This window comes from Helicobacter bilis, assembly GCF_900198365.1.
GTDB lineage: Bacteria > Campylobacterota > Campylobacteria > Campylobacterales > Helicobacteraceae > Helicobacter_A > Helicobacter_A bilis_B.
The window spans coordinates 18919-39586 of record NZ_FZMS01000009.1 but is presented as its reverse complement, the minus strand read 5'-3'; the positions used below and the strand labels follow the sequence as shown (position 1 = coordinate 39586).

General features: G+C 35.7%; 18 protein-coding genes. 14 read left to right on the top strand and 4 right to left on the bottom strand.

From position 1 onward, the window contains the following. The first annotated feature begins 43 nt into the window (after window positions 1–43). Window positions 44–751, top strand: coding sequence for an NlpC/P60 family protein (locus tag C6H08_RS01565; protein ID WP_034565242.1), 708 nt, complete (start codon window positions 44–46; stop codon window positions 749–751). 269 nt (window positions 752–1020) lie between these two features. On the opposite strand, the gene C6H08_RS01560 is transcribed toward C6H08_RS01565, so the two are convergent. Together C6H08_RS01560 and ppsA are read right to left on the bottom strand one after the other, a co-directional pair. Next, window positions 1021–1653, bottom strand: coding sequence for a UPF0323 family lipoprotein (locus tag C6H08_RS01560; protein WP_034565238.1), 633 nt, complete (start codon window positions 1651–1653; stop codon window positions 1021–1023). 11 nt (window positions 1654–1664) lie between these two features. Then, window positions 1665–4082, bottom strand: a complete 2418-nt coding sequence (ppsA, locus tag C6H08_RS01555) for a pyruvate, water dikinase (protein WP_104686076.1) — start codon at window positions 4080–4082, stop codon at window positions 1665–1667. Window positions 4083–4268: 186 nt separating this feature from the next. Between ppsA and purL the strand changes: the two genes are divergently transcribed. From purL to C6H08_RS12395, 5 genes are all read left to right on the top strand, one after another. Further along, window positions 4269–6665 carry a phosphoribosylformylglycinamidine synthase subunit PurL gene (purL, locus tag C6H08_RS01550; protein WP_034578948.1) on the top strand — a complete coding sequence of 799 codons (2397 nt, stop codon included), beginning with the start codon at window positions 4269–4271 and terminating at the stop codon, window positions 6663–6665. Between the two features lie 159 nt (window positions 6666–6824). After that, window positions 6825–7493, top strand: coding sequence for an amino acid ABC transporter permease (locus C6H08_RS01545; RefSeq protein ID WP_034563975.1), 669 nt, complete (start codon window positions 6825–6827; stop codon window positions 7491–7493). Between the two features lie 226 nt (window positions 7494–7719). Beyond that, window positions 7720–8253, top strand: coding sequence for a cache domain-containing protein (locus C6H08_RS11715; protein WP_052092841.1), 534 nt, complete (start codon window positions 7720–7722; stop codon window positions 8251–8253). Next, window positions 8216–8560, top strand: coding sequence for a hypothetical protein (locus tag C6H08_RS11710; protein WP_233708428.1), 345 nt, complete (start codon window positions 8216–8218; stop codon window positions 8558–8560). The genes C6H08_RS11715 and C6H08_RS11710 overlap by 38 nt, the downstream gene beginning before the upstream one ends. A gap of 8 nt (window positions 8561–8568) precedes the next feature. Beyond that, window positions 8569–9648: a methyl-accepting chemotaxis protein gene (locus tag C6H08_RS12395; RefSeq protein WP_052092846.1), complete on the top strand. Its 1080-nt coding sequence runs from the start codon at window positions 8569–8571 to the stop codon at window positions 9646–9648. A gap of 189 nt (window positions 9649–9837) precedes the next feature. On the opposite strand, the gene C6H08_RS01535 is transcribed toward C6H08_RS12395, so the two are convergent. After that, window positions 9838–10653 (bottom strand): putative sugar O-methyltransferase, encoded by an 816-nt coding sequence (locus C6H08_RS01535; RefSeq protein WP_233708427.1) that lies wholly within the window; start codon window positions 10651–10653, stop codon window positions 9838–9840. 243 nt (window positions 10654–10896) lie between these two features. Here C6H08_RS01535 and C6H08_RS01530 point away from each other — a divergent pair, with 243 nt between their 5' ends. From C6H08_RS01530 to C6H08_RS01515, 4 genes are all read left to right on the top strand, one after another. Beyond that, entirely contained in the window at window positions 10897–11808 is a 912-nt protein-coding gene (locus C6H08_RS01530) for a pyrroline-5-carboxylate reductase dimerization domain-containing protein (RefSeq protein ID WP_034578946.1), read from the top strand. A gap of 530 nt (window positions 11809–12338) precedes the next feature. Continuing rightward, window positions 12339–12779: a globin domain-containing protein gene (locus C6H08_RS01525; RefSeq protein ID WP_034563982.1), complete on the top strand. Its 441-nt coding sequence runs from the start codon at window positions 12339–12341 to the stop codon at window positions 12777–12779. A 149-nt stretch (window positions 12780–12928) separates the two neighbouring features. Further along, window positions 12929–13573: a pimeloyl-ACP methyl esterase BioG family protein gene (locus tag C6H08_RS01520; RefSeq protein ID WP_034563984.1), complete on the top strand. Its 645-nt coding sequence runs from the start codon at window positions 12929–12931 to the stop codon at window positions 13571–13573. Next, the gene (locus tag C6H08_RS01515; protein ID WP_034563987.1) at window positions 13558–14271 is read left to right on the top strand and encodes a methyltransferase domain-containing protein; all 714 of its coding nucleotides are present in this window, start codon (window positions 13558–13560) and stop codon (window positions 14269–14271) included. Before C6H08_RS01520 ends, C6H08_RS01515 begins: the two co-directional genes overlap by 16 nt. Here the strand turns inward: C6H08_RS01515 and C6H08_RS01510 are convergent. After that, window positions 14268–15146, bottom strand: a complete 879-nt coding sequence (locus C6H08_RS01510) for a DMT family transporter (protein ID WP_034563989.1) — start codon at window positions 15144–15146, stop codon at window positions 14268–14270. The genes C6H08_RS01515 and C6H08_RS01510 overlap by 4 nt on opposite strands. Before the next feature lie 401 nt (window positions 15147–15547). Between C6H08_RS01510 and C6H08_RS01505 the strand changes: the two genes are divergently transcribed. From C6H08_RS01505 to lhgO, 4 genes are all read left to right on the top strand, one after another. Next, on the top strand, window positions 15548–16759 hold the full coding sequence (locus C6H08_RS01505) for a succinyldiaminopimelate transaminase (protein WP_034578945.1): 1212 nt from the start codon (window positions 15548–15550) through the stop codon (window positions 16757–16759). A 2-nt stretch (window positions 16760–16761) separates the two neighbouring features. Further along, complete coding sequence (locus C6H08_RS01500; RefSeq protein ID WP_034578942.1) at window positions 16762–17394, top strand: cyclic pyranopterin monophosphate synthase MoaC; 633 nt, start codon at window positions 16762–16764, stop codon at window positions 17392–17394. 432 nt (window positions 17395–17826) lie between these two features. Then, the gene (glaH, locus tag C6H08_RS01495; RefSeq protein WP_034578940.1) at window positions 17827–18792 is read left to right on the top strand and encodes a glutarate dioxygenase GlaH; all 966 of its coding nucleotides are present in this window, start codon (window positions 17827–17829) and stop codon (window positions 18790–18792) included. A gap of 425 nt (window positions 18793–19217) precedes the next feature. Then, complete coding sequence (gene lhgO, locus C6H08_RS01490) at window positions 19218–20417, top strand: L-2-hydroxyglutarate oxidase (RefSeq protein WP_138196232.1); 1200 nt, start codon at window positions 19218–19220, stop codon at window positions 20415–20417. The last annotated feature ends 251 nt before the right edge of the window (window positions 20418–20668 follow it).

Below are 20668 nucleotides of genomic sequence, written 5' to 3'. Positions count from 1 at the left end.
TAGGGCTTTAGGCTATAATCTTTTATTTTATTTAAGGAAGAGTATGAAAAAAATATCTTTTATAAGTGTAATAATGGCTTTTATGTGTGCTTTGCTACTTGCAAAAGAGCAAGTAAAACATGTGGCATACAGCATACAAGTTGGAAGTTTTAGTGAGTTAAAAAATGCTGGGAATCTTGCTGATTATCTTAATAAACAAGGGCTTGATGCGTTCTTTTTTAAAGAAAAGGGAATGTATAAAGTCCGCTTTGGCAATTATAAAGATTCTGAAACTGCAAGAAAAATCGCAAATACATACAAAAAAAAGTCTATTATTGATGACTTTTTTATCATTAGTCCCCAAAGCTATGCGATAAATCAGCATAAGCCAAAGACACATGATAAGGTGAGAAAAAATATCGCAAAAGATGCACATCAATATATAGGCGTGCCGTATAAATGGGGAGGGACGACTTCTAGCGGTTTTGATTGTAGTGGATTGGTTAGGGCGGTGTATAGGCTAAATGGGCTGACGCTACCTAGAACTTCAATCGAGCAATATGGTAGCGGTAAGTTTGTAGCAAAAAGTAATCTAAAGGTGGGAGATTTAGTATTTTTCACAAACAATGGGAAACAAGTCAATCATGTGGGAATCTACATTGGCAATAATCAATTTATCCACGCCCCCGGAAAAGGTAAAAAGGTAACAATAGCAAATCTCAACAATAATTATTGGGTAAAAGCATATCGCGGAGGTAGGACTTATTTGTAGGATATGGGATTGTAAGAAAATATTTAGATTCTAAAAAAATAAATCAGTGTCTTTATTTATGAAGCTTATTCAATAGACTTTCGACTTGTTTCTTTCATTGCATATGATTATTTAACCAAAATCATGCGGCCACTCACACACTCACACATAAAACTATGCCAAAGAATCTAGTAAATATTTTACAAAGATCAAATACTACTTATGCCTCAATTCTTACAATACTCCAAAACATGGAAAATACAAATGCTTAAGAATCTAAAACGTAGAATCTAAGAAGTTGCAGTTGGTTTATTAGTATTTGTATTGCCGCCAAAGAAGCCGCCTTTTGCGTTTTGTGGTGTTGCTTTTGTGGCTGTTGCATTGCTGCTTGGGCTAGTAGTTCGCGGGGTGCTAGTTTGTGGTCTTTGATAGGCTGAAGGTGAGCTATATCCTCTTTGTGCGTTTGCTTTATAGTTTGCATTATTAAAAAGTTTATTACCAATATAGCTTCCAATCAATGCACCAGCCGCACTCGCAAGGATAGCACCGCCAATGCCAAGCCCACCGCCATCACCACTTGTGAGCGTGCTTGTGCCATTGTCAATCTTTTTTGCTTCTTCAGCGACAAGGGTATCAACTTCTTCTTTGCTTAAAATTCTCTTATTGCCCTCTGTATCTCTTACAATAATTGTTGTATCACCATCACTACTTGGCTGTTCATCAATAATCTTGTAGCTACCATCAGCTTCTTCTTGCAAGGTAACGGTAACGCCCTGCTTTTTGCTTACCTGCTGTGCTGTGTCGGCATTATTTGAACCACTATCACAACCAAGTAATCCTGCGACTAGCACTGCACTCATACCACCCAAAATCGCTGCATCAGAGATTTTTCGTAAATAACTTTTTGGTTTTTGCTTTTCCATATATTATCCCTTTATTTTTGCATTGTTTTTTCAAGCTTTTCTATGCGTTCCCAAGTTTTCACAACAGAATCTGGATTGAGTGAAATGGAGCTAATGCCTTGCTGCACTAAGAATTCGGCAACTTCTGGATAATCGCTTGGTGCTTGACCGCAGATTCCACAATATTTGCCATGCTTTTTACATGCCTGTATGGCTTGTTTAAACATTTCTAGCATAGCAGGATTTCTCTCATCAAATATATGACTGACTAAATCGCCATCTCTATCCACACCCAGTGTAAGCTGTGTTAAGTCATTTGATCCGATAGAATAGCCATCAAACATGCTTAAGAAGTCATCAGCTAAAATGATATTTACTGGTAATTCACACATAACATAGATTTCCAATCCGTTTTTGCCAGATTCTAAGCCATTTCTTCGCATAATCTCAAGCACTTTTTTGCCTTCTTCTGGTGTGCGTAAGAATGGGATCATAATCCGCATATTTGTAAGTCCCATATCATCACGCACCATTGCTAAGGCTTGACATTCCCATTCAAATGCGGTGCGATATTGTTCAGAGTAATATCTGCTTGCACCACGATAGCCAAGCATTGGATTTTCTTCTTGTGGTTCGTAATGCTCCCCTGAAATCATGCCGCGATATTCATTGCTTTTAAAATCACTTGTGCGGACAATCACTGGATTAGGATAAAAGGCTGCTGCGATCATACCCATGCCTTCAGCAATTTTTTTAATAAAAAAGTCCTTAGGATTATCATAGCCATGTATGAGTTTTGATACCTCATCATGATTATGTATAGGTTTATCATTCTGTAAATCTAGCAAGGCTAAAGGGTGTGCTACAATCTGGTGTAAGATAATATGCTCCATACGCGCTAAGCCAACACCATGATTTGGAATCTGTGCAAAGCCAAATGCTTTAGCAGGATCGCCAACATTCATATAAATCTTTGTCTTTGTTTTGCCAAGCTGATCGAGTGAGATAGTCTCTATTTCATAAGGGTGTATCCCTGCATACACAAGTCCTTCTTCACCCTCACTACATGAAGCAGTTACCTCCATACCTGTATAAAGCCTCTCTGTTGCACCATGTGCGCCAACGATTGTAGGCACACCAATTTCACGCGCAACAATAGCTGCATGGCAAGTCCTACCGCCACGATTTGTAATAACTGCTGCTGCCTTTTTCATGACTGGTTCCCAATCTGGGTCGGTATTATCAGTTACTAGAATCTCGCCTTCTTTAAAGGTATTCATGTGTTCTATGTTGTTAATAATCCTTACTTTACCATTGCCAATCTTTGTGCCAATCGCCATACCTTTTAAAACGATTTCGCGTTCTTCATCTGGATTTTTAAAGTGGAATTTTTCAATCTTTGCCCCACTTTTTGTCTTTTGACTCTGCACTGTTTCTGGGCGTGCTTGCACGATGAAAATCTCGCCACTTTGTCCATCTTTTGCCCATTCCATATCCATAGGGCGATATTCACCTGCTTCCTTTGTATAATGTTCTTCAATACTTATAGCATATTTTGCAAGTGTTAAAACATCTTCATCAGTGATTGAAAATGTCTCCATTTCCTGATGCGTTGTTTTTACATTCATTGTGGGCTTTTCGCTACCTGCTGGGGCATATACCATTTTTACATCTTTTGTGCCAAGTTTGCGTTTAAGTATGGGTCGCTTCCCATCTTTTAATGTTGGTTTAAATACATAAAATTCATCTGGATTCACGGTCCCACCAACGACATTCTCCCCAAGCCCCCATGATGAAGTGATGAATACTGCATCTTTAAAGCCCGTCTCTGTATCAATACTAAACATAACACCTGCTGCACCCTTGTCAGAACGCACCATTTTTTGCACACCAACACTTAAAGCAACTTTAAAGTGATCGAAATTCTTACTCGCACGATAGCTTGTAGCACGATGGGTAAAGAGTGAGGCAAAACATGATTTAATATAATGGACTAAATCTGTTTTCCCTTTAACGCTTAGATATGTATCTTGCTGCCCTGCAAAACTTGCATCTGGCAAATCTTCAGCAGTAGCCGAACTTCGGACTGCAACATCTGCTTCTGCCATATTGTATTCTTGGCTTAACATATCATAGGCTTGAAAAATCTCATCTTTTAAATCTTGGGGTAATGGGGTGCTAAAAATAAGTTCTCTAATCTTACTGCAACGATTCCGCAATACATCCATTTCTGTATAATCAATATCTTTTAAAAGATCCTTTATCTTATCCTCAATGCCACCACTTTTAAGCAAATACCAATACGCATCACTTGTGATTGCAAAGCCATCTGGGACTTTAATGCCAACGGGGACAAGCTCTTGAAACATCTCACCAATGCTTGCATTCTTGCCACCTACAAGGGGAACATCTCTATTATTCAACTCTTTAAAGAATTTAATATACTTCATTGTTATGGACTCCATTTAATGTAAAAAGGTTATGCTTGTTATTGTAGTCAAAAAAAAGTCAAAAAATGATTAAAAATTTTTTAAAAACCAAAAAATTATAATTTTGCATATCTATTTCCTTGCAAACTTTAGTTAAAATCCTTGTTTTATTTTGAGTAAATATTTGCACTTTCAAAAAGGGATAATATGGGCGAATGGAGTATTAAAAAGGAACAATTAAATGCGATTCTAAAAAAGCATAAACTAGATTCTAGTGATTATGAAAAAATTGTAGAAATTTTAGAGAGAGAGCCAAATCTCATTGAGCTTGGAATCTTTTCTGCAATGTGGAGTGAGCATTGCAGCTATAAGTCAAGTAAGATTTATCTCAAAGGCTTTCCAACAGAGGCTAGTTGGGTATTGCAAGGTCCCGGAGAGAATGCAGGTGTTATTGATATAGGCGATAATCTAGCCGCTATCTTTAAGATAGAATCACATAATCACCCAAGCTTTATTGAGCCAAATGCGGGGGCTGCAACGGGAGTTGGTGGAATCTTGCGTGATATTTTTACAATGGGGGCAAATCCTATAATAAATCTCAATAGTATTCGCTTTGGAGATATTTTAGATTCTAATATGAGAAAAAAGCATATCCATTTATTGCATGGTGTTGTAGAGGGTATCGGGCATTATGGTAACTGCATGGGGATACCAACTATTGGCGGTGAGACTAGCTTTGAATCTTGCTATAACGGCAATATCCTTGTCAATGCGTTTAGCTTAGGCATTGCAAATCAAGATGAGATTTTCTATGGCAAAGCAAGTGGCGAGGGCAATCCTATTATGTATGTTGGGAGTAAGACAGGTAGAGATGGCTTAGGTGGGGCTGTGATGAGTAGTGATAGCTTTGATTCTGCTAGTAAGGCATTGCGACCAACGGTGCAAATTGGCGATCCATTTGTAGAAAAATCGCTTTTAGAAGCATGTCTTGAAGTCTTTCAAAAAGATTTAATCGTAGGCATTCAAGATATGGGTGCAGCAGGGCTTACAAGCTCAAGCTTTGAAATGGCAAGTAGAAGTGGTAGCGGTATGATAATGTGGCTTGATAAGATTCCTATGCGAGAGAGTGGCATGACCCCTTATGAGTTAATGCTATCAGAATCACAAGAGAGAATGCTTTTGTGTGCGAAAAAGGGGGCAGAAAAGCAAATAAAAGATATTTTTGCAAAGTATGAGTTAAGTGCAGAGATTGTCGGCGAAGTGCGTAATACAGGAAAAATGGAGCTTTTATGGCATGGAGAGTTATGTGCTGCACTACCCATTGCTCCCATTGTAGAAAATGCCCCTATACTAAATCGTGCTATACAAAAGCCAAAATATCTAGAATCTTGTAAAATACTAGATTTAGAGATTACAAATAAATCCCTGCAAAAGCAATTAAATGCAAATAATATAAACACAATGCAATGTAGTAGCACTAATTTAAACACGCTAACTAAAAGTATGCTAAAAAGCCTTGATATATGTGATAAATCATGGATTTATAATCAATATGATGATAGCATTAAAGCTAGCACGATTAAAGGGGCTGGTATGCTTGGCTCTAGCGTTGTAGCCTTGCATAATTATAACTCTAAAAAAGCTCTTTCAGTAAGTGTGAAATGTAATGTAAGATATTGCTATCTAGACCCAAAAATAGGGGCTAAAATCGCAGTGGCACAAGCTGGGCGAGATGTGGCTCTCAGTGGAGCAAAGCCTTTAGCAATTACAGATTGTCTAAACTTTGGTAGCCCTGAAAATCCAGGGGTTATGTGGCAGTTTAGGGAATCTTGTGAGGGCATAAAAGAGGCATGTAAGACCTTGAAAACACCTGTTGTAAGCGGTAATGTCTCACTTTATAATCAAACAAATGATGAGGCGATATATCCTACACCAAGCATTGTGAGTGTTGGGCTTTTAGAGGATTCTAAGAAAGCTATTGGTAGTCATTTTACAAGAAAAGATTCCTATATTTGTATGCTAGGCGTTATGGATAATTCATTGCAGCTTAGTGGTAGCGTATTGCAAAAAATAATCGGTGCAAAAAATAGTGGAACATTGAATGATATAAACTTAGAATCTGAACTCAAACTTTGGGAGATTCTAAATCAAAGCATAGCAAATGAGTATATTTTGAGTGCAAAAGATATAGCACAAGGCGGACTTGCTATCACTCTATGCAAAATGGCAATTTTAGGGAAAACTAGCATTGAAGTCTTAACAGATAAGATACAAGAAGTTTTAGCTAAAGACTTTCTAAATAATGAGAATCTTTTACAAGATTCTAAAGATTATGTGAGCTTAATATCACAGAATAAACTCATGCTATTTAGTGAAAACCATACACAAGTTATCTGTGAAGTAAAAGATCTAGAATCTGTAAAAAATCTCTTCAACACAGCTAAACAAAAAGGGCTTTCATTGTGTGTAATTGGCAAGGTAACACATAAACACATAAACACAAAAGATATAACAAATAAAGATTCTATAAAAATACATGATATAAATCTATCTTTACAAGAAGCACATGACTTGTATTATAAAAGCTTTGAAACATATCTATGATTTTTATATCTTTAGCTTATTTTGTTGTAAATTAGGGGTTTTAATCTCTAGTTATAGAAATGCAAACTAAAGATTCAATCAATTAAAAGTTACTTAACACTTTTACTATACACTACTTTGCTTTGAAACAAATAATTACACTTTTGGAATCTACATATTATGAATCTTAATAATTTTTTAGATATAGACTTTATTATTAGCATATTGCCATTATTTTGGAAAGCATTATTGCTCACACTAGAAATCTCATGTTATGGAATCTTTGGGGCAATATTACTTGGTTTTATTGCTTCACTTGTGCTTTACTATCAAATCCGTCCATTTGTGTGGATAACGCGTATATACATAGAGGTATCACGCAATACCCCGCTTATCATACACTTATTTTTTCTCTATTTTGGCTTGTCATATTGGATTGAGATTCCAAACTTTTGGTGTGCGGTTATTGGTGTGATATTTCTAGGTGGTAGCTACATGGCAGAATCTTTTCGCTTAGGTTTAGAATCTGTGCGACATTCACAGATAGAATCTGCCTTGTCTCTAGGATTTAGTAAAATACAGATTTTGCGTTATGTGATTTTCCCCCAAAGCATACCTTTAAGCATACCTTCAATTTGTGCGAATGTGCTATTTTTGATTAAAGAAACTTCTATTGTTGGGGTGATTGCCTTGCAAGATTTAATGTCTATCGCAAAAGAAGTGATTAGTAACTACGGACAGACAAATGAAGCCCTTTTTCTACTCATTGTTGCATATTTAATTGTGTTGTTGCCTTTAAGTTTTATATTCTCAAAGTTAGAGCATTATTACAGACGCAATATTTTATAATGCTGTATATCTTTATTATGGTATTTGAAATATTATTGTAATAAGCAAATAAAAATTACGAAAAATGTTATTAAATTGTGTTTTTAAGAAACATTATTATTTATTTTTTCTGCTACAATGCTACGAATTTTTACAAGGGAGCAGTATGCAGAGTATAAAGTCAAAAGTATCGCTTATCGTCATGTTGTTAATGCTTATCGGACTAGGTGTGTAGCAAACAATCAATATGATTTCAAGCAAAAATAATCTTTTGGAAAAAACCATAGAATCAGAGATAGATTATGTGCAAATGGCAAGTCTTGCTACTGATATGTTTAGTCAAGATAGAATAGACTCACTAGAGCTTATGGCAAAGCACATTCTCTCACTCCCTGAAGAAAAACTAGAATCCACAGAAGCACTAGTAAAAAATGTAGGACCACTTCTATTTGGATTTAAACTCGGTGGAGCACATCTAGCCGCATACATAGGCGTGGCAGATGGCAGCATGATTGTAAGCGATATAGAATCTGATGCAGCAAAAGTGCTTTTTAGAACCTATGGAAAAGGCACAGGCAAAGTAGAAAGCTATGATTCTAGGACAAGAGGTTGGTATAAGAGTGCACTGCAAAGTAATTCAGCGATTATGACGCCTGTGTATGAAGACTTTGTAAGCAAACTACCTACTTTTACTTTTTCTATCCCCCTAGTGAAAAATGGCAAAGTGTTAGGCGTGCTATCCATTGACACACCGCTATCAAACTTGCAAAGTCCAGTTTGATAAAATGCCTGCTAGAATCTTTGGGCTTGATTCAGAACAAGCGATTTTTGTGGCAACAGATAAAACGATGACTTTATTAAACCCAACAGATGGAACAAAAAGGTTTTACGCAAAGTCCATTGAAGCAGGAAATATGAAGCCATTTACCTACATTTCTTCAAGCGGGGTTGAAAGGCTTGGAGTATGTAATCATGTCAATAAGAACAATGTAAGCTATTCCATTTGTGCGGGTGAAAATATGGATAAGGTTGTGTCTAATTCACGCAAGGGCTTAGAGATGAGAATCCTTGCATTAGTGATTATATAGGGCTTATTATGATAGCAGTCATTTATGTTGTGATTCAGAAATTCTTAACACCTATTAGCACAATCTCTGAAGGGTTACAAAACTTCTTTGCATATATTAATCATAAGAGCGATAACGCACCATTAATAAAAGTCAAATCAAATGATGAATTAGGCAAAATGACACAAGAAATCAATGAAAATATACTATTGATACATAAAGAGTTAGAAGAAGACAAGAGATTTATCGATGAAGCATTGCAAGTGGCAAATGAAGCTAAACATGGTAACTTTGCAAATCAAATCACAGCTAATACTTCTTCGCCACAATTTAATGAGCTAAAAGACATATTCAATGACTTGCTTAACATTCTTGATTTGCAACTCACAAAGGTATCCAATACGCTAACTACCTATGCAAACAATGATTACACAATGCGTGCAAATGTCGATGGTTTGGAAGGAAAAATCTTAGAAATGGCAACAAATATCAATCACTTGGGGACAAGCATAGGAACAATGCTTGGAGATTCTAGTGAGATTGCAAAACAGCTTGGTAGCAATGCAGACCAGCTATTTAGCATGGTGCAAAGTCTTATTTCAACTTCACAATCTCAAGTTACTTCCTTGCAAGAGAATACAAAATCTGTTGAGAATATCAACTCATCTATGCAGCACATTGAAGATTCTATGGGAGAGCTAACACGCGAAGCTGATGAGATAAAATCTGTAATTAATATCATTAAAGATATAGCAGATCAGACAAATTTACTTGCATTAAATGCTGCTATTGAAGCAGCGAGAGCTGGAGAGCATGGCAGAGGCTTTGCGGTTGTTGCCGATGAGGTGAGAAACTTGGCTGAACGCACAAATAAATCCTTAGGCGAGATAGAGCAAAATGCAAATGCACTCATACAATCAGTAAGCGATATGTCCCAATCTATTAAAGATCAAACACAAGGCATAGCACATATTAGAGATATTACAAATCAATTAGAATCTATTACGCAGGAAAATGCAGCAATTGCAAATCAAACTGATGCAATCGCACAAAACATGCAAAGCATAGTCCAAGACATTGTAGAAGATTCTAAAAAGCATAAGTTTTGATAATATAAAATTTTTACAAAAAAATCATAAAGAGAAATATGAGAGAGGTTGGCAAAATCTAATTTTGATATAAAGCCAAATGTAACAATGCCCTTATGTGAGTTTTTTCATATTGAATCCATGCGGTTTAGAATCCCACTTTGTCTTTTGGGACTACTTACAGCATAAAATTTTTTTGCTATGGGATTTTTACCAAGTTAGAATCTTATTTAATGGATGACTATTTGGAGTTTCATCTGTTATATGTATTTGCTTACCAAATAGGCTTTCATATTGCTCTAGCGGATAGTTAAAATCCTTTGGTGCAATATTATTAAATGTGATATATCCATGTTTCGCATTTTTGATAATTTTTTCAATATAGATATCTTGTATATTGCTTCTTAGCTCACTAAAAGCATAATTGCTTATAAAGAGATCGTAATCCCTTTTTTCTAAATCCTCCATACGCTTAAAATGTAGCTTGTTTTCTAATCCGCTAAAATGTGATAGGTATTTTTTGCTAAGAGACAGAACAGAATCCAAATCCACAAATGTGTAACTTTTGACATCAAACATTGACATAATAATCCTTGCTTGTCCACCATAGCCTATGCCAATCTCACAAATATCCTTATTGCTTAAATCGCCAAAAGATTCTATTAAATCCCCTAAGACTTTAATATAACGCAGAGTTGATGGAGACATATAGCCTATTTCCTTATAATAGCGAATGCTTGCCCCACCATACCAATCGTTTTGTCTAAATCCCTCAAAGTCTTTAGGCTCAAAACGCCTTGTTTTCAGGATATAATCAAGATATTTTTGTCCCATAATGTCATCAACATGTTCTAGTATTTGCATATATACTGGATTTGTCCTAAATGTTGCAAATACAGAATCATTAGTCGCTGCTCTTGCACAAAATGATGGATATTCATTGCTGATTGTATCTGCTAGACTTGTATTGTAATTATCTGCTTGACTAGCTTTTTTGGGTCTTAGCATTTTTTTAATAAGCTTCATATATGCCCTTTCCATAAAAGATTCTAAGTGCGATTTATACATATTTCGCAGTGTCGCAATCCTACAAAAAAAAAAAAACAAGTCAAGGCATTTTTTATCACTGCTATTTATTGAGATTCTATATCTTTGCATGAAGGCTTGACTTACACATAGAATCTAGTAAGGGCTTAAACATAATGTATCTTAAATAAGCACACAAAAATATGTTATGATTTTATGTATTTTACGAGATAAAGGATAAAAATGGAGTTAGTCGTTGTAGGTTATGGCAATATGGCAAAGGCGATTTTAGGTGGGTTAATACAGCAGTCTAAAGAGATTCTAGGCATTACAAAAATCGTTATTACAGGTAGAGCACCACATAAAATAGAATCATGGCTTAAAGAGAGTATGCAGGCTTGTCGCAGTGAGTTTTTGCATGATATTACCTATGAAGCTACATGCAATATTGAGTGTGATAATAAGGTGGTGTTACTTGCTTGTAAGCCGCATAATCTAGATTCCTTTATATTTCATGGGCGAGCTCATATCGTGTATAGTGTGTTAGCGGGCATTAATGCAAATATCTTGCATAATTATATTCAGTCATACCACTACGCCCTTATTATGCCAAATGTCGGAGCGCATTATAATCTAAGCTCAAGTGCGGTATTATGGCAGCAAAATGGCGCAAAAAACCAAAGCATTAAAGAGGTAGGCAAAGTGCTAAATCTTATGATGGATAGTCATAACATGCAAGAAGCACATGAGAAAAATAACGCACACATTCAAAGCCAAATCACGCAATTTGTATCAAGTTTTGGTAATTGTGAGTTTGTAGCAAATGAAGAAGAGCTATTTGCAAGTATCGCAACAAATGGCAGCAGCCCAGCCCTTTTAGCCCTTGTAGCACAAGGTTTAATAAATGCAGGTGTCAAGCAAGGCTTAAAGCTAGAAACAAGCCAAAAACTCGTGCAAAAAACCTTTGAGGGCATGGCAGCATTACTCAAAGAAAAAAGCCCACAGGAGATAAAAGATCTCGTTACAAGTCCGGGTGGGACAACAGCAGAAGCACTTCTTCATTGTGATGAAAATAGCGTGCAAGGCGTTATTACACGTGCATGTGTCAAAGCGGTAGAAAAGGCAAAGCATATAGCCTGCAAACAAGATGACTAGAAAAGACAAATCTCAAAAATTGCTATTTTAAGATTCTGTAAGCATATTTGCAGTCATTATGCCAAGTTGTTGCAAAGCGAAAAACTTTAATCCGTGCTCGAAAACACAAGATCTTTTCTTGTCAATCCTGATGAGTTTTATTTTATTGCATTGGGTAATAGCGATTATCTCTAATTCTGCTAACCCTTTTTTACACTATAACTTAAAATATAGATCTTTTTATGTGCTTTTGAGATCACGATTATATTTAATATGCATTTGAATACAACAATTTCATAGTTAAGTATTCAGTACAGAATATTGCATAGATATACTTTCTTTAAACCCTACAGGGTATTGCAAACTAAGTCGAACAATACCTTAACAATACACAATGCAAATACATTAATGCTTTTTTGAGTAGAGGGGGATTTTTGTGAGTTGCTAGATTAAGATTGATTGCAATAAAGTAGCAATTATTAACATATATCAATTTTTATTTTAAAACTATTGTTTATTATTGCATTGCATTTTATTATAAAGGATTTTTGATGTTAGATAAACAAACAATAGGGATTGTAAAAAGCACAATACCGGTTTTAAAAACACATGGTGAAACAATCACAAAGGAATTTTATAGAATCTTATTTGATGAATATCCACAAGTTAGAACTATGTTTGATATGACAAAGCAGCAAAATGGTAAGCAGCCAAAGGCACTTGCCATGGCAATACTACATGCTGCAATGAATATTGAGAATCTAGATACAATCCATTCGCAAATAGAATCCATTGGCAAAACACATGTTAGATTAAATGTAAAGAAGGAACATTACCCAATCGTTGGAGCATGTTTGATAAAAGCGATTGAAAATGTGTTGCAAGAAAATGCGACTAAAGAGATATTGCAGGCATGGGGGAAGGCATATCAAGAAATTGCAGATTATTATATACAAGTAGAAGAGAAAATGTATGCCTTAAAAACAGAGTAGCCATACCATGCAGGTCATTATTGATAAAAATATGTTGCTACGCAATATATTTATTGTGGAGTAGGGTAATCATTTTTATCTAATAATCCAGTATAATACCCATTTGCATTGCGATAAAACTACAAAAGCAAAAGCATAAAGGCTATATCATGCAAACATACTGGCTACATAAAAATACAGATAGCAAGATTCTTATACTCTTTTTTGCAGGTTTTGCAAGTCATTACACGCATTACACGCATTTAGATTCTAAAGCTAATGTGCTTTTATTGCATGATTATACTGACTTTACATTCGATATAAATTTAGAGTTAGAGAAATATGATTCAATCTATCTTGTAGCCTATTCTATGGGGGTTAGCATAGCTGCTAGACTGCCTTTATTTCACATATCTCTATCTCGCAGAATTGCCCTTAGTGGCACAGAATCTGGCATAGATAAATTAAAAGGCATTAATCCTGCTATATTTCGCCATACGATAAAAAACCTTAATATAGACGACTTTAAAAGGGCTATTTTTGGGGAGAATCTAGACAGGACCAAAGATTTTCATTTCGCTTCTATCTCGCGTTTAAAAAATGAATTGCAATGTATTTATGATTTTTGCATGACTACACCACATACACCGCTTACATGGGATAGAATCTATATTGCAAAAAATGACACGCTTTTTTTACCACAAACCTGCCACAAAGCCTTTGAAAATAGCAAAAGTGCAATATGCGAGTTGGCTTCATGGCATTATCCATTTTTTGCCTTTGATACATGGGAGGGGCTATGTGCTATCAACTAGAGCGTTTCTTAAAAGCCCAGCAAAGCTATAAAGACAACACGCCCATTCAAGCCTATATGCGAGAATGCTTACTCAATATGCTTTTAGACACAAAAAGAAAAGATTTTTCATATATATTTGAGTTTGGTTGTGGGCAGTGTGAGCTTACCTATATGCTGACACAAAAGCTAGACTATAAGCAATATATTTGCAATGATATAAATGAATATAAAGACATAAAGCTACCGCAAAATACACAGAATCTTTGCTTTGATATGCGTAATATTGCACGCACAGAGATTTACTCGCAAAAGTTTAATCTAATCGCTTCAAACGCATGTTTGCAATGGTTACCTTTTGTTGAAACCTTGCAGAATCTAAAACATATTTTGCTTTCACAAGGCTTTCTACTTATTGGCACATTTGGTATTGATAACTTTAGGGAGATAAAAGAGATTACAGGTATAGGACTGCCTTATATAGAATCTTGCGTTATGAAAAAGCATTTAGAGAGTGATTTTGAGCTATTAGCATGGCATGAAGAGCGCATTTCTCTGTCGTTTGAAACCCCACTTGAAGTTTTTCGTCATATCAAAAAAGGCGGGGTAAATGCCCTGCAAACACGCTTTATCAAAAAATCATGGCTGACACAATACACAGAATCTTATAGCAACACTCTTACATATCATATCATTTGCTTTCTTGCTAAAAGATGCTAACTTTTAAAGATTCTAAAATGCTTTGGATTGTAATAATTCATAAGATAGATAGTAAAAATAGATATGATTCCCCCGATAATTGTATGCGTTTGTGGTAACTCATCTAAAATAAGCCATGCAAATAAAAGTGCGGAAGGCGGCGTAAGCAGGGCATAAATCCCGCCTTGTGTTACACCTAGCACATATAAACCACGATAATAAATCGTTGTGGAAAAAGTCGTGCAAAAAAGCGCAGTAATAAGGGCTAGAATCCAAAAGTTCATACCCACTTCCCCCAAAGGTGCAAGACCATAGTATAAAAAACTAGGTAGCAAAAAAAGTGCTGTGCAAAGACTAGAATAAAAGCTTAGCGATATAGCAGATACATATTCTGTTGCATAACGAGAGCTAATAATTAGCATAGCCCATGCTAATGCCGCAAGTAGAAAAATGACATTAAAAGGCATGAGTATAGCACGCCAGTTTTCAAAGAGATTGATGAGAAAAACACCTGCTAAGATTCCAAAAAATAACGCCCACTTCTCCCTTTTAAGCAATGTCGTTTGCTTCATAAAGCTATACAAAAACGCCGCAATAATGATTGGCAAAACCTCCGTGATAACCCCAGCACTCCCCGCATCACCATACAATAGCCCCATATACATAAGATAGCTATAAGCAGTGTTAAATATACCTGTAAGTAGCACGGGTATAAGGGCTATTTTTGGAATCTTAAAGGGGATTTTATAGATATACATAATCGGTAAAAAGCTAAGGCTTACGATAATAAAGCGGATGCATGAAGCTTGCTCGGGATTTAGCGTCTCACTCATAATCTTTGATAGGGGCCACACAAGTCCCCAACCCATCATAGCAAGTATCATAAGAATTTTCATAGAGATAACTCCAAAGCGTGATAGAAAGAGAATTTAGAATCTAAAATCGCAGTAAATAGTAATGCAGAAAAACTTAAATCATGCTTAAGAATCTAAGTTTTTAAATCGCATTTTTCTACATTGAAATAAACTTCTGCAAAGTAGCTAGAGTGTGTTATGTTTTATTAAATTTTTATGTTTTACTAGAATATATATGCATGGAAAGATACTTAATCTCACAAAACACATACAAAGAAGAAAAAACTTGTTGCTAACCCATGATATGAAATTCCTCGTAATTTGCAAGGTAGATAAAATTTCATTAGGTTTTGTGCTATACACACTTTTATTATCCCTTATAATTTACATGATTTTTTGCTAGAATTATAGCAATACTTTGCATTCATAATTAAGGAGTAATTTTGACTTTCAATCCATATCCATTTGAGAAACTAAGAGCATTATTAGAAACTTGTGATCCAAATGCTAATAAAACTGAATCCTGCAAACTACATTCAAGTAGTGGTTTAAATTTAAGCATAGGTGAACCAGCGTTTCCATCACCCACAAAAGTCGTGCAGGCTTTGTGTGATAATGCAAGTCTTATCCGCTATTATCCCACACTAGATTCTAAACTACCAGAAGTCCAAAGAGAGTTTTTTTATAAACGATTTAATATCGCGTTGAAAGAAGATGAGTTAATCCCAACATTTGGGTCAAGAGAGGTGCTTTTTAATTTCACACATTTTATTTTCACAAGCACTATATGTAAAAAGCAAAATAAGCCAACATTAGCTTTCCCAAATCCATTCTATCAAATCTATGAAGGCGCACAGATTGCAAATCATGCCGATGCAATTTATATGCCTTTAAATGAGCAAAACGACTTTAAACCCAAACTTTTAGAATCTGATTTAAAAAAAGTTAGCATGGTTATCCTTAACTCGCCAAATAATCCAACAGGACAGATTCTAAATAGAGAAGAGCTTATGGAGTGGGCAAAATTCGCACTTGAATATGACTTTATTTTAGTAAATGATGAATGTTATAGTGAGATTTACAAAGATGATGCCCCACCTAGCTTACTTGAAGCATGCAAGGCTATTGGCAATACTTCTTTTAAAAATAGCTTTGTTATCAATTCTATCTCAAAGCGGCTTTCTGCGCCGGGTTTAAGAAGTGGTTTTATAGCTGGAGATTCTAATATCTTAAAAGATTATAAGGTGTTTCGCACCTATGTTGGTATCAGTATGCCCTTAACCTTGCAAAAAGCAAGTATAATCGCATGGCAGGAAGATGAATACGCACAAAGCATACGCAAAAAGTTTGCTAAGAATCTAGAGATAGCACAAGAGATTTTCCCGCATACTCGTGTATATCCTTATACATTTTATCTATGGCTATGTGTCGCAAATACAAAACATAAGATTCCAAAAGATTTTACTAGCGATATGCTTTTCACACAGGAGCTATATAAAAGAAGCGGACATAAGGTATTGCCCGGCTCATTTCTTGGACGAGAGAAAAGCGGCATGGGATATGTGCGTATCGCCCTAACACATGAAGAAGAAGTAATGAGAAAAGCCCTATTAGGTATAAAAGAATGCTATGAAGATTTCATAAAAAGAGATTAGCTATGAATGCAATATCTATGGGATTAGCAAATATCGCAAGTAAGCCATGCAAGGAACAAATAAGCAATGCCGCAGGACTGCTTATCATATCGCCGCAAAGATTTGCAAACTTTATGGCAGATTCTACACATACAAAGCATATTCACATAGCCATCGCTTCAGGCGTGGAAGCTGCAAAAAGAACAAGCGAGATTTTCACGCTATGCTATCAAATAGCCCTGCAAAGCATAGATATTGAGATACAGCCAACAGATTCTATATTTACAGATTCACTGCAATATTATACAAATTTTCTCCCAAGCTTTAAGCCCAAACGCTTTTCTCTTAAAAAATCTAAAGAGACACAAAAAGCCCCACCAATACAAGATAGCACAGAATCTAATATGCGTCTAAGATTTAATCAAGCAGTAATGAACTTTCAAGATAAGCAGATACGCATTGATAAACAACAAACAGAAGCGACTAAAGCACAGGGGTATTGTGGCTTTGAAGTAAGAGTGTGCGTGAAAGCAAACGCACAAGTATCCCCTGACATAGAATCTATGTATGCCTTGCAAACTGCATTGCTTAGTCTTTTTGGAATCTTTAAGCACGATGAGATGGCAACTATTGCTCAAATGCGTTTAATGAGATAGGTTTTAGTAGAGATTTATACCAATTGTGTTTTATTTTGATAGATACCTATTGCTTATGTTTTTTGCAATCCTATTTTTACATAAAGTAACATTTGTATATTCTATTAGTTTATAATTGTAACTATTTTTCCATAATACAAAAGCGATAAAAAGTGTATTTTATATACTTTTTATCGTAAAATAGGCTTTTTTCTGTGTAATTTTATAGAATCTCGCAATGTCCTATTTTTCTTCTTATTATTTAGATAATAATGATAATTTTATACTAAAACTTGTAAATATGTAACGATTTATAATTTTTACAAAATAAAAAAGTGTATATTATTATCAATTTAAGCTAAATTTAATGTTTAAAATGCAATTCTTACTTTCAAGGATTTAAACCCCCAAACACTCTTGCAATCGCAAGTATTTCAATTTTAGGAGAACGACATGGCAAGTATTTTTGAGAATAAGCAGTTTAAGGTAACACCCTCTAAATATTCACCAAAACTTTTGGAAATGGTTTTTACGAAAGAGGTTATTGCACAATTTTTGAAAGAAGTGGAGCGATATCCAGTGCAAGCGCTTGAGTATAAATCTTTCTTGCGATTCAGAGTGGCGGAGATTCTTAATAAACTATGTGATAACAAATTGCAAAAAGTATTGCAAAACGCACTAAGCAATAGAGATCAAGGAGCATTACTTGTGAATCCAGAGGGCATTAATGATGTAGCACAAGGCGATGATATGGTAAAAATTGCTACTGCGTTCGTGCATTTAATAGGTCGATCAAACTTTGATGATATGACAGGCAAATATTATGCTAGATGGGCGGTTGTTAATACGGATAATTCAGATAGCTATTTACGCCAACCACAAAAGCCACTTGAATTACACAATGATGGCACTTATGTGAATCAAACCACAGATTATGTATTAATGTATAAAATTGATGAGCAAAATATGAAAGGTGGAGATTCTCAACTTTTACACCTTGATGATTGGGAAGATTTAGATAAATATTTCAATCATCATTTAGCAAAACGCGTTATTAAATGGTCTGCACCACCAAGCAAAAATGTAACAGAAGATGCTTATCATCCAGTATTTGAAGTCGATGCTGATGGTCGTCCTGTTATGCTTTTTATTGATCAATTTGCACAGCCAAAAGATTATGAGGAAGGCACTTGGCTTGCGGATATGGGAGACTCGCTAGAAAATAGCAAGAATAAGCTATCATTCCCTGTGCCAGTGGGACAATTCCTACTTATCAACAATCTTTTCTGGCTACATGGTAGAGATAAGTTTGAAAGACATGAGAATTTGCGTAGAGAGCTTATGCGTCAAAGGGGCTATTTCTCATTCACTTCAAACCCTTTTAAAGCCTATCATGGATTAAAAAAAGCAGCTATATAATTGCTGCATTTTATAAAGTAAGCAAAGAAATTCATCAGTCAATGAGAGATTTTGTTTGCAGGACTTATTTATATCTACATTAAATATTGAATCAAAGTGTGCTGGACATGATTTTATTTTAAGTCTAGCATATCTCTAGATCTAGTGTTTTGAAATCTGACGAAATCTTGTCATTTTTGGTATTTTGGTGAAAAATCCAAGATAGATATTGTAGCCAAGTTTTAACATGGCAAGAGATGAGATTCTGTAAATCCATTTATAGTGGTCTTTAAGCTAAAGATTCTTGTTTAATGATCTTTATTGTAGCGAGTAATTTGGGATTTCAGTCTTTAACATACAATTTTAAGCTATAATGCAGAATCTTAAACTTATAGATTCTAAGTCAGCAAAATGTGTGTTACACATGCGTTGTAAAGGGAAAAAATATGATATATGATTTTGTTATTGTTGGTGGTGGTATTATCGGTATGTCTGTCGCTATGCAGCTTATGGACGCATATCCGGGCATGAAGGTCGCATTATTGGAGAAAGAGGCAACTGCCGGGCAGCATCAAACTGGGCATAATAGTGGCGTTATCCATGCGGGTGTGTATTATACACCCGGGAGTTTGAAAGCGAAGTTTTGCTTTGAGGGAAATAAGGCAACAAAGGCTTTTTGCGATGAAAATGGGATTAAATACGACATTTGCGGTAAATTATTGGTAGCGACAACACCGCTTGAAATAGAGCGTATGAAAGCGTTATGGGAACGCACAGAGGCAAATGGCTTGGAACGCACATGGCTAGATTCTAAAGAGTTGCAAGAGAGAGAGCCAAATATCACTGGGCTTGGGGGTATTTTCTTCCCATCAAGTGGCATTGTAAGCTATGTGGAAGTAACGCAGGCTATGGCAAAACGCTTTCAAGAAAAAGGTGGAAGTATTTTTTATAGCACGGAGGTTGTGGGCTTAGTGGAGCATTCACAAGGCATGATAGTCCAAACCACAAAAGGACAATATGAAAGCCGCTATCTTGTTACTTGCTCTGGGCTTATGTCGGATAAACTTGTGAAAATGCTAGGTATTACGCCTGATTTTGTGATTTGCCCTTTCCGTGGCGAATATTATCGTCTGCAAAGTCAGCATAATCAAATCGTAAAGCACCTCATCTATCCTATCCCTGATCCTAGTGTGCCTTTTCTTGGAGTGCATTTGACACGCATGATTGATGGGAGTGTAACAGTTGGTCCTAACGCTGTGCTTGCTTTTAAACGCGAGGGATACACAAAAACTGATATTTCTATCGATGATATTGCAGAGATGATAACACATTCAGGCATTAGAAAAGTGATATATAAGAATCTAAAAACCGGGCTTGTTGAAATGAAAAATTCATTCTGCAAAGGTGGCTATCTCAAACTCGTGCAAAAATACTGCCCAAAACTCACAAAAGAAGATCTAAGCCCATATCCTGCTGGTGTGCGTGCGCAAGCTGTGAGTAACTCTGGTGAATTAATCGAGGATTTCCTTTTTGTAAATACACCAAGGTCTGTGCATGTATGTAACGCCCCAAGCCCTGCTGCAACCTCTGCTATCCCAATAGGCGCACATATTTTAGAAAAAGTAAAAGAAATGCTTGAGGCATAAAATTGATGACACATAGTGTAACAAAAACCAGTTTCTCATGGTTGTCATGTTGAATGTAGTGAAACATCTAACGGGGATTTAAAAATTTTTGTCTAACATCTAAAAAATAAGGACCTAGATTTTACAAAATACCTCGCTTGAGAGGACCTAAAGCCCACACTTTCGGACTTAAGCGATCTCTGCTCTCAACAAAAACTTAAAATAACATTAATGGTTTATAAAAATCTTTATAATTTCATAGTATCATTGCC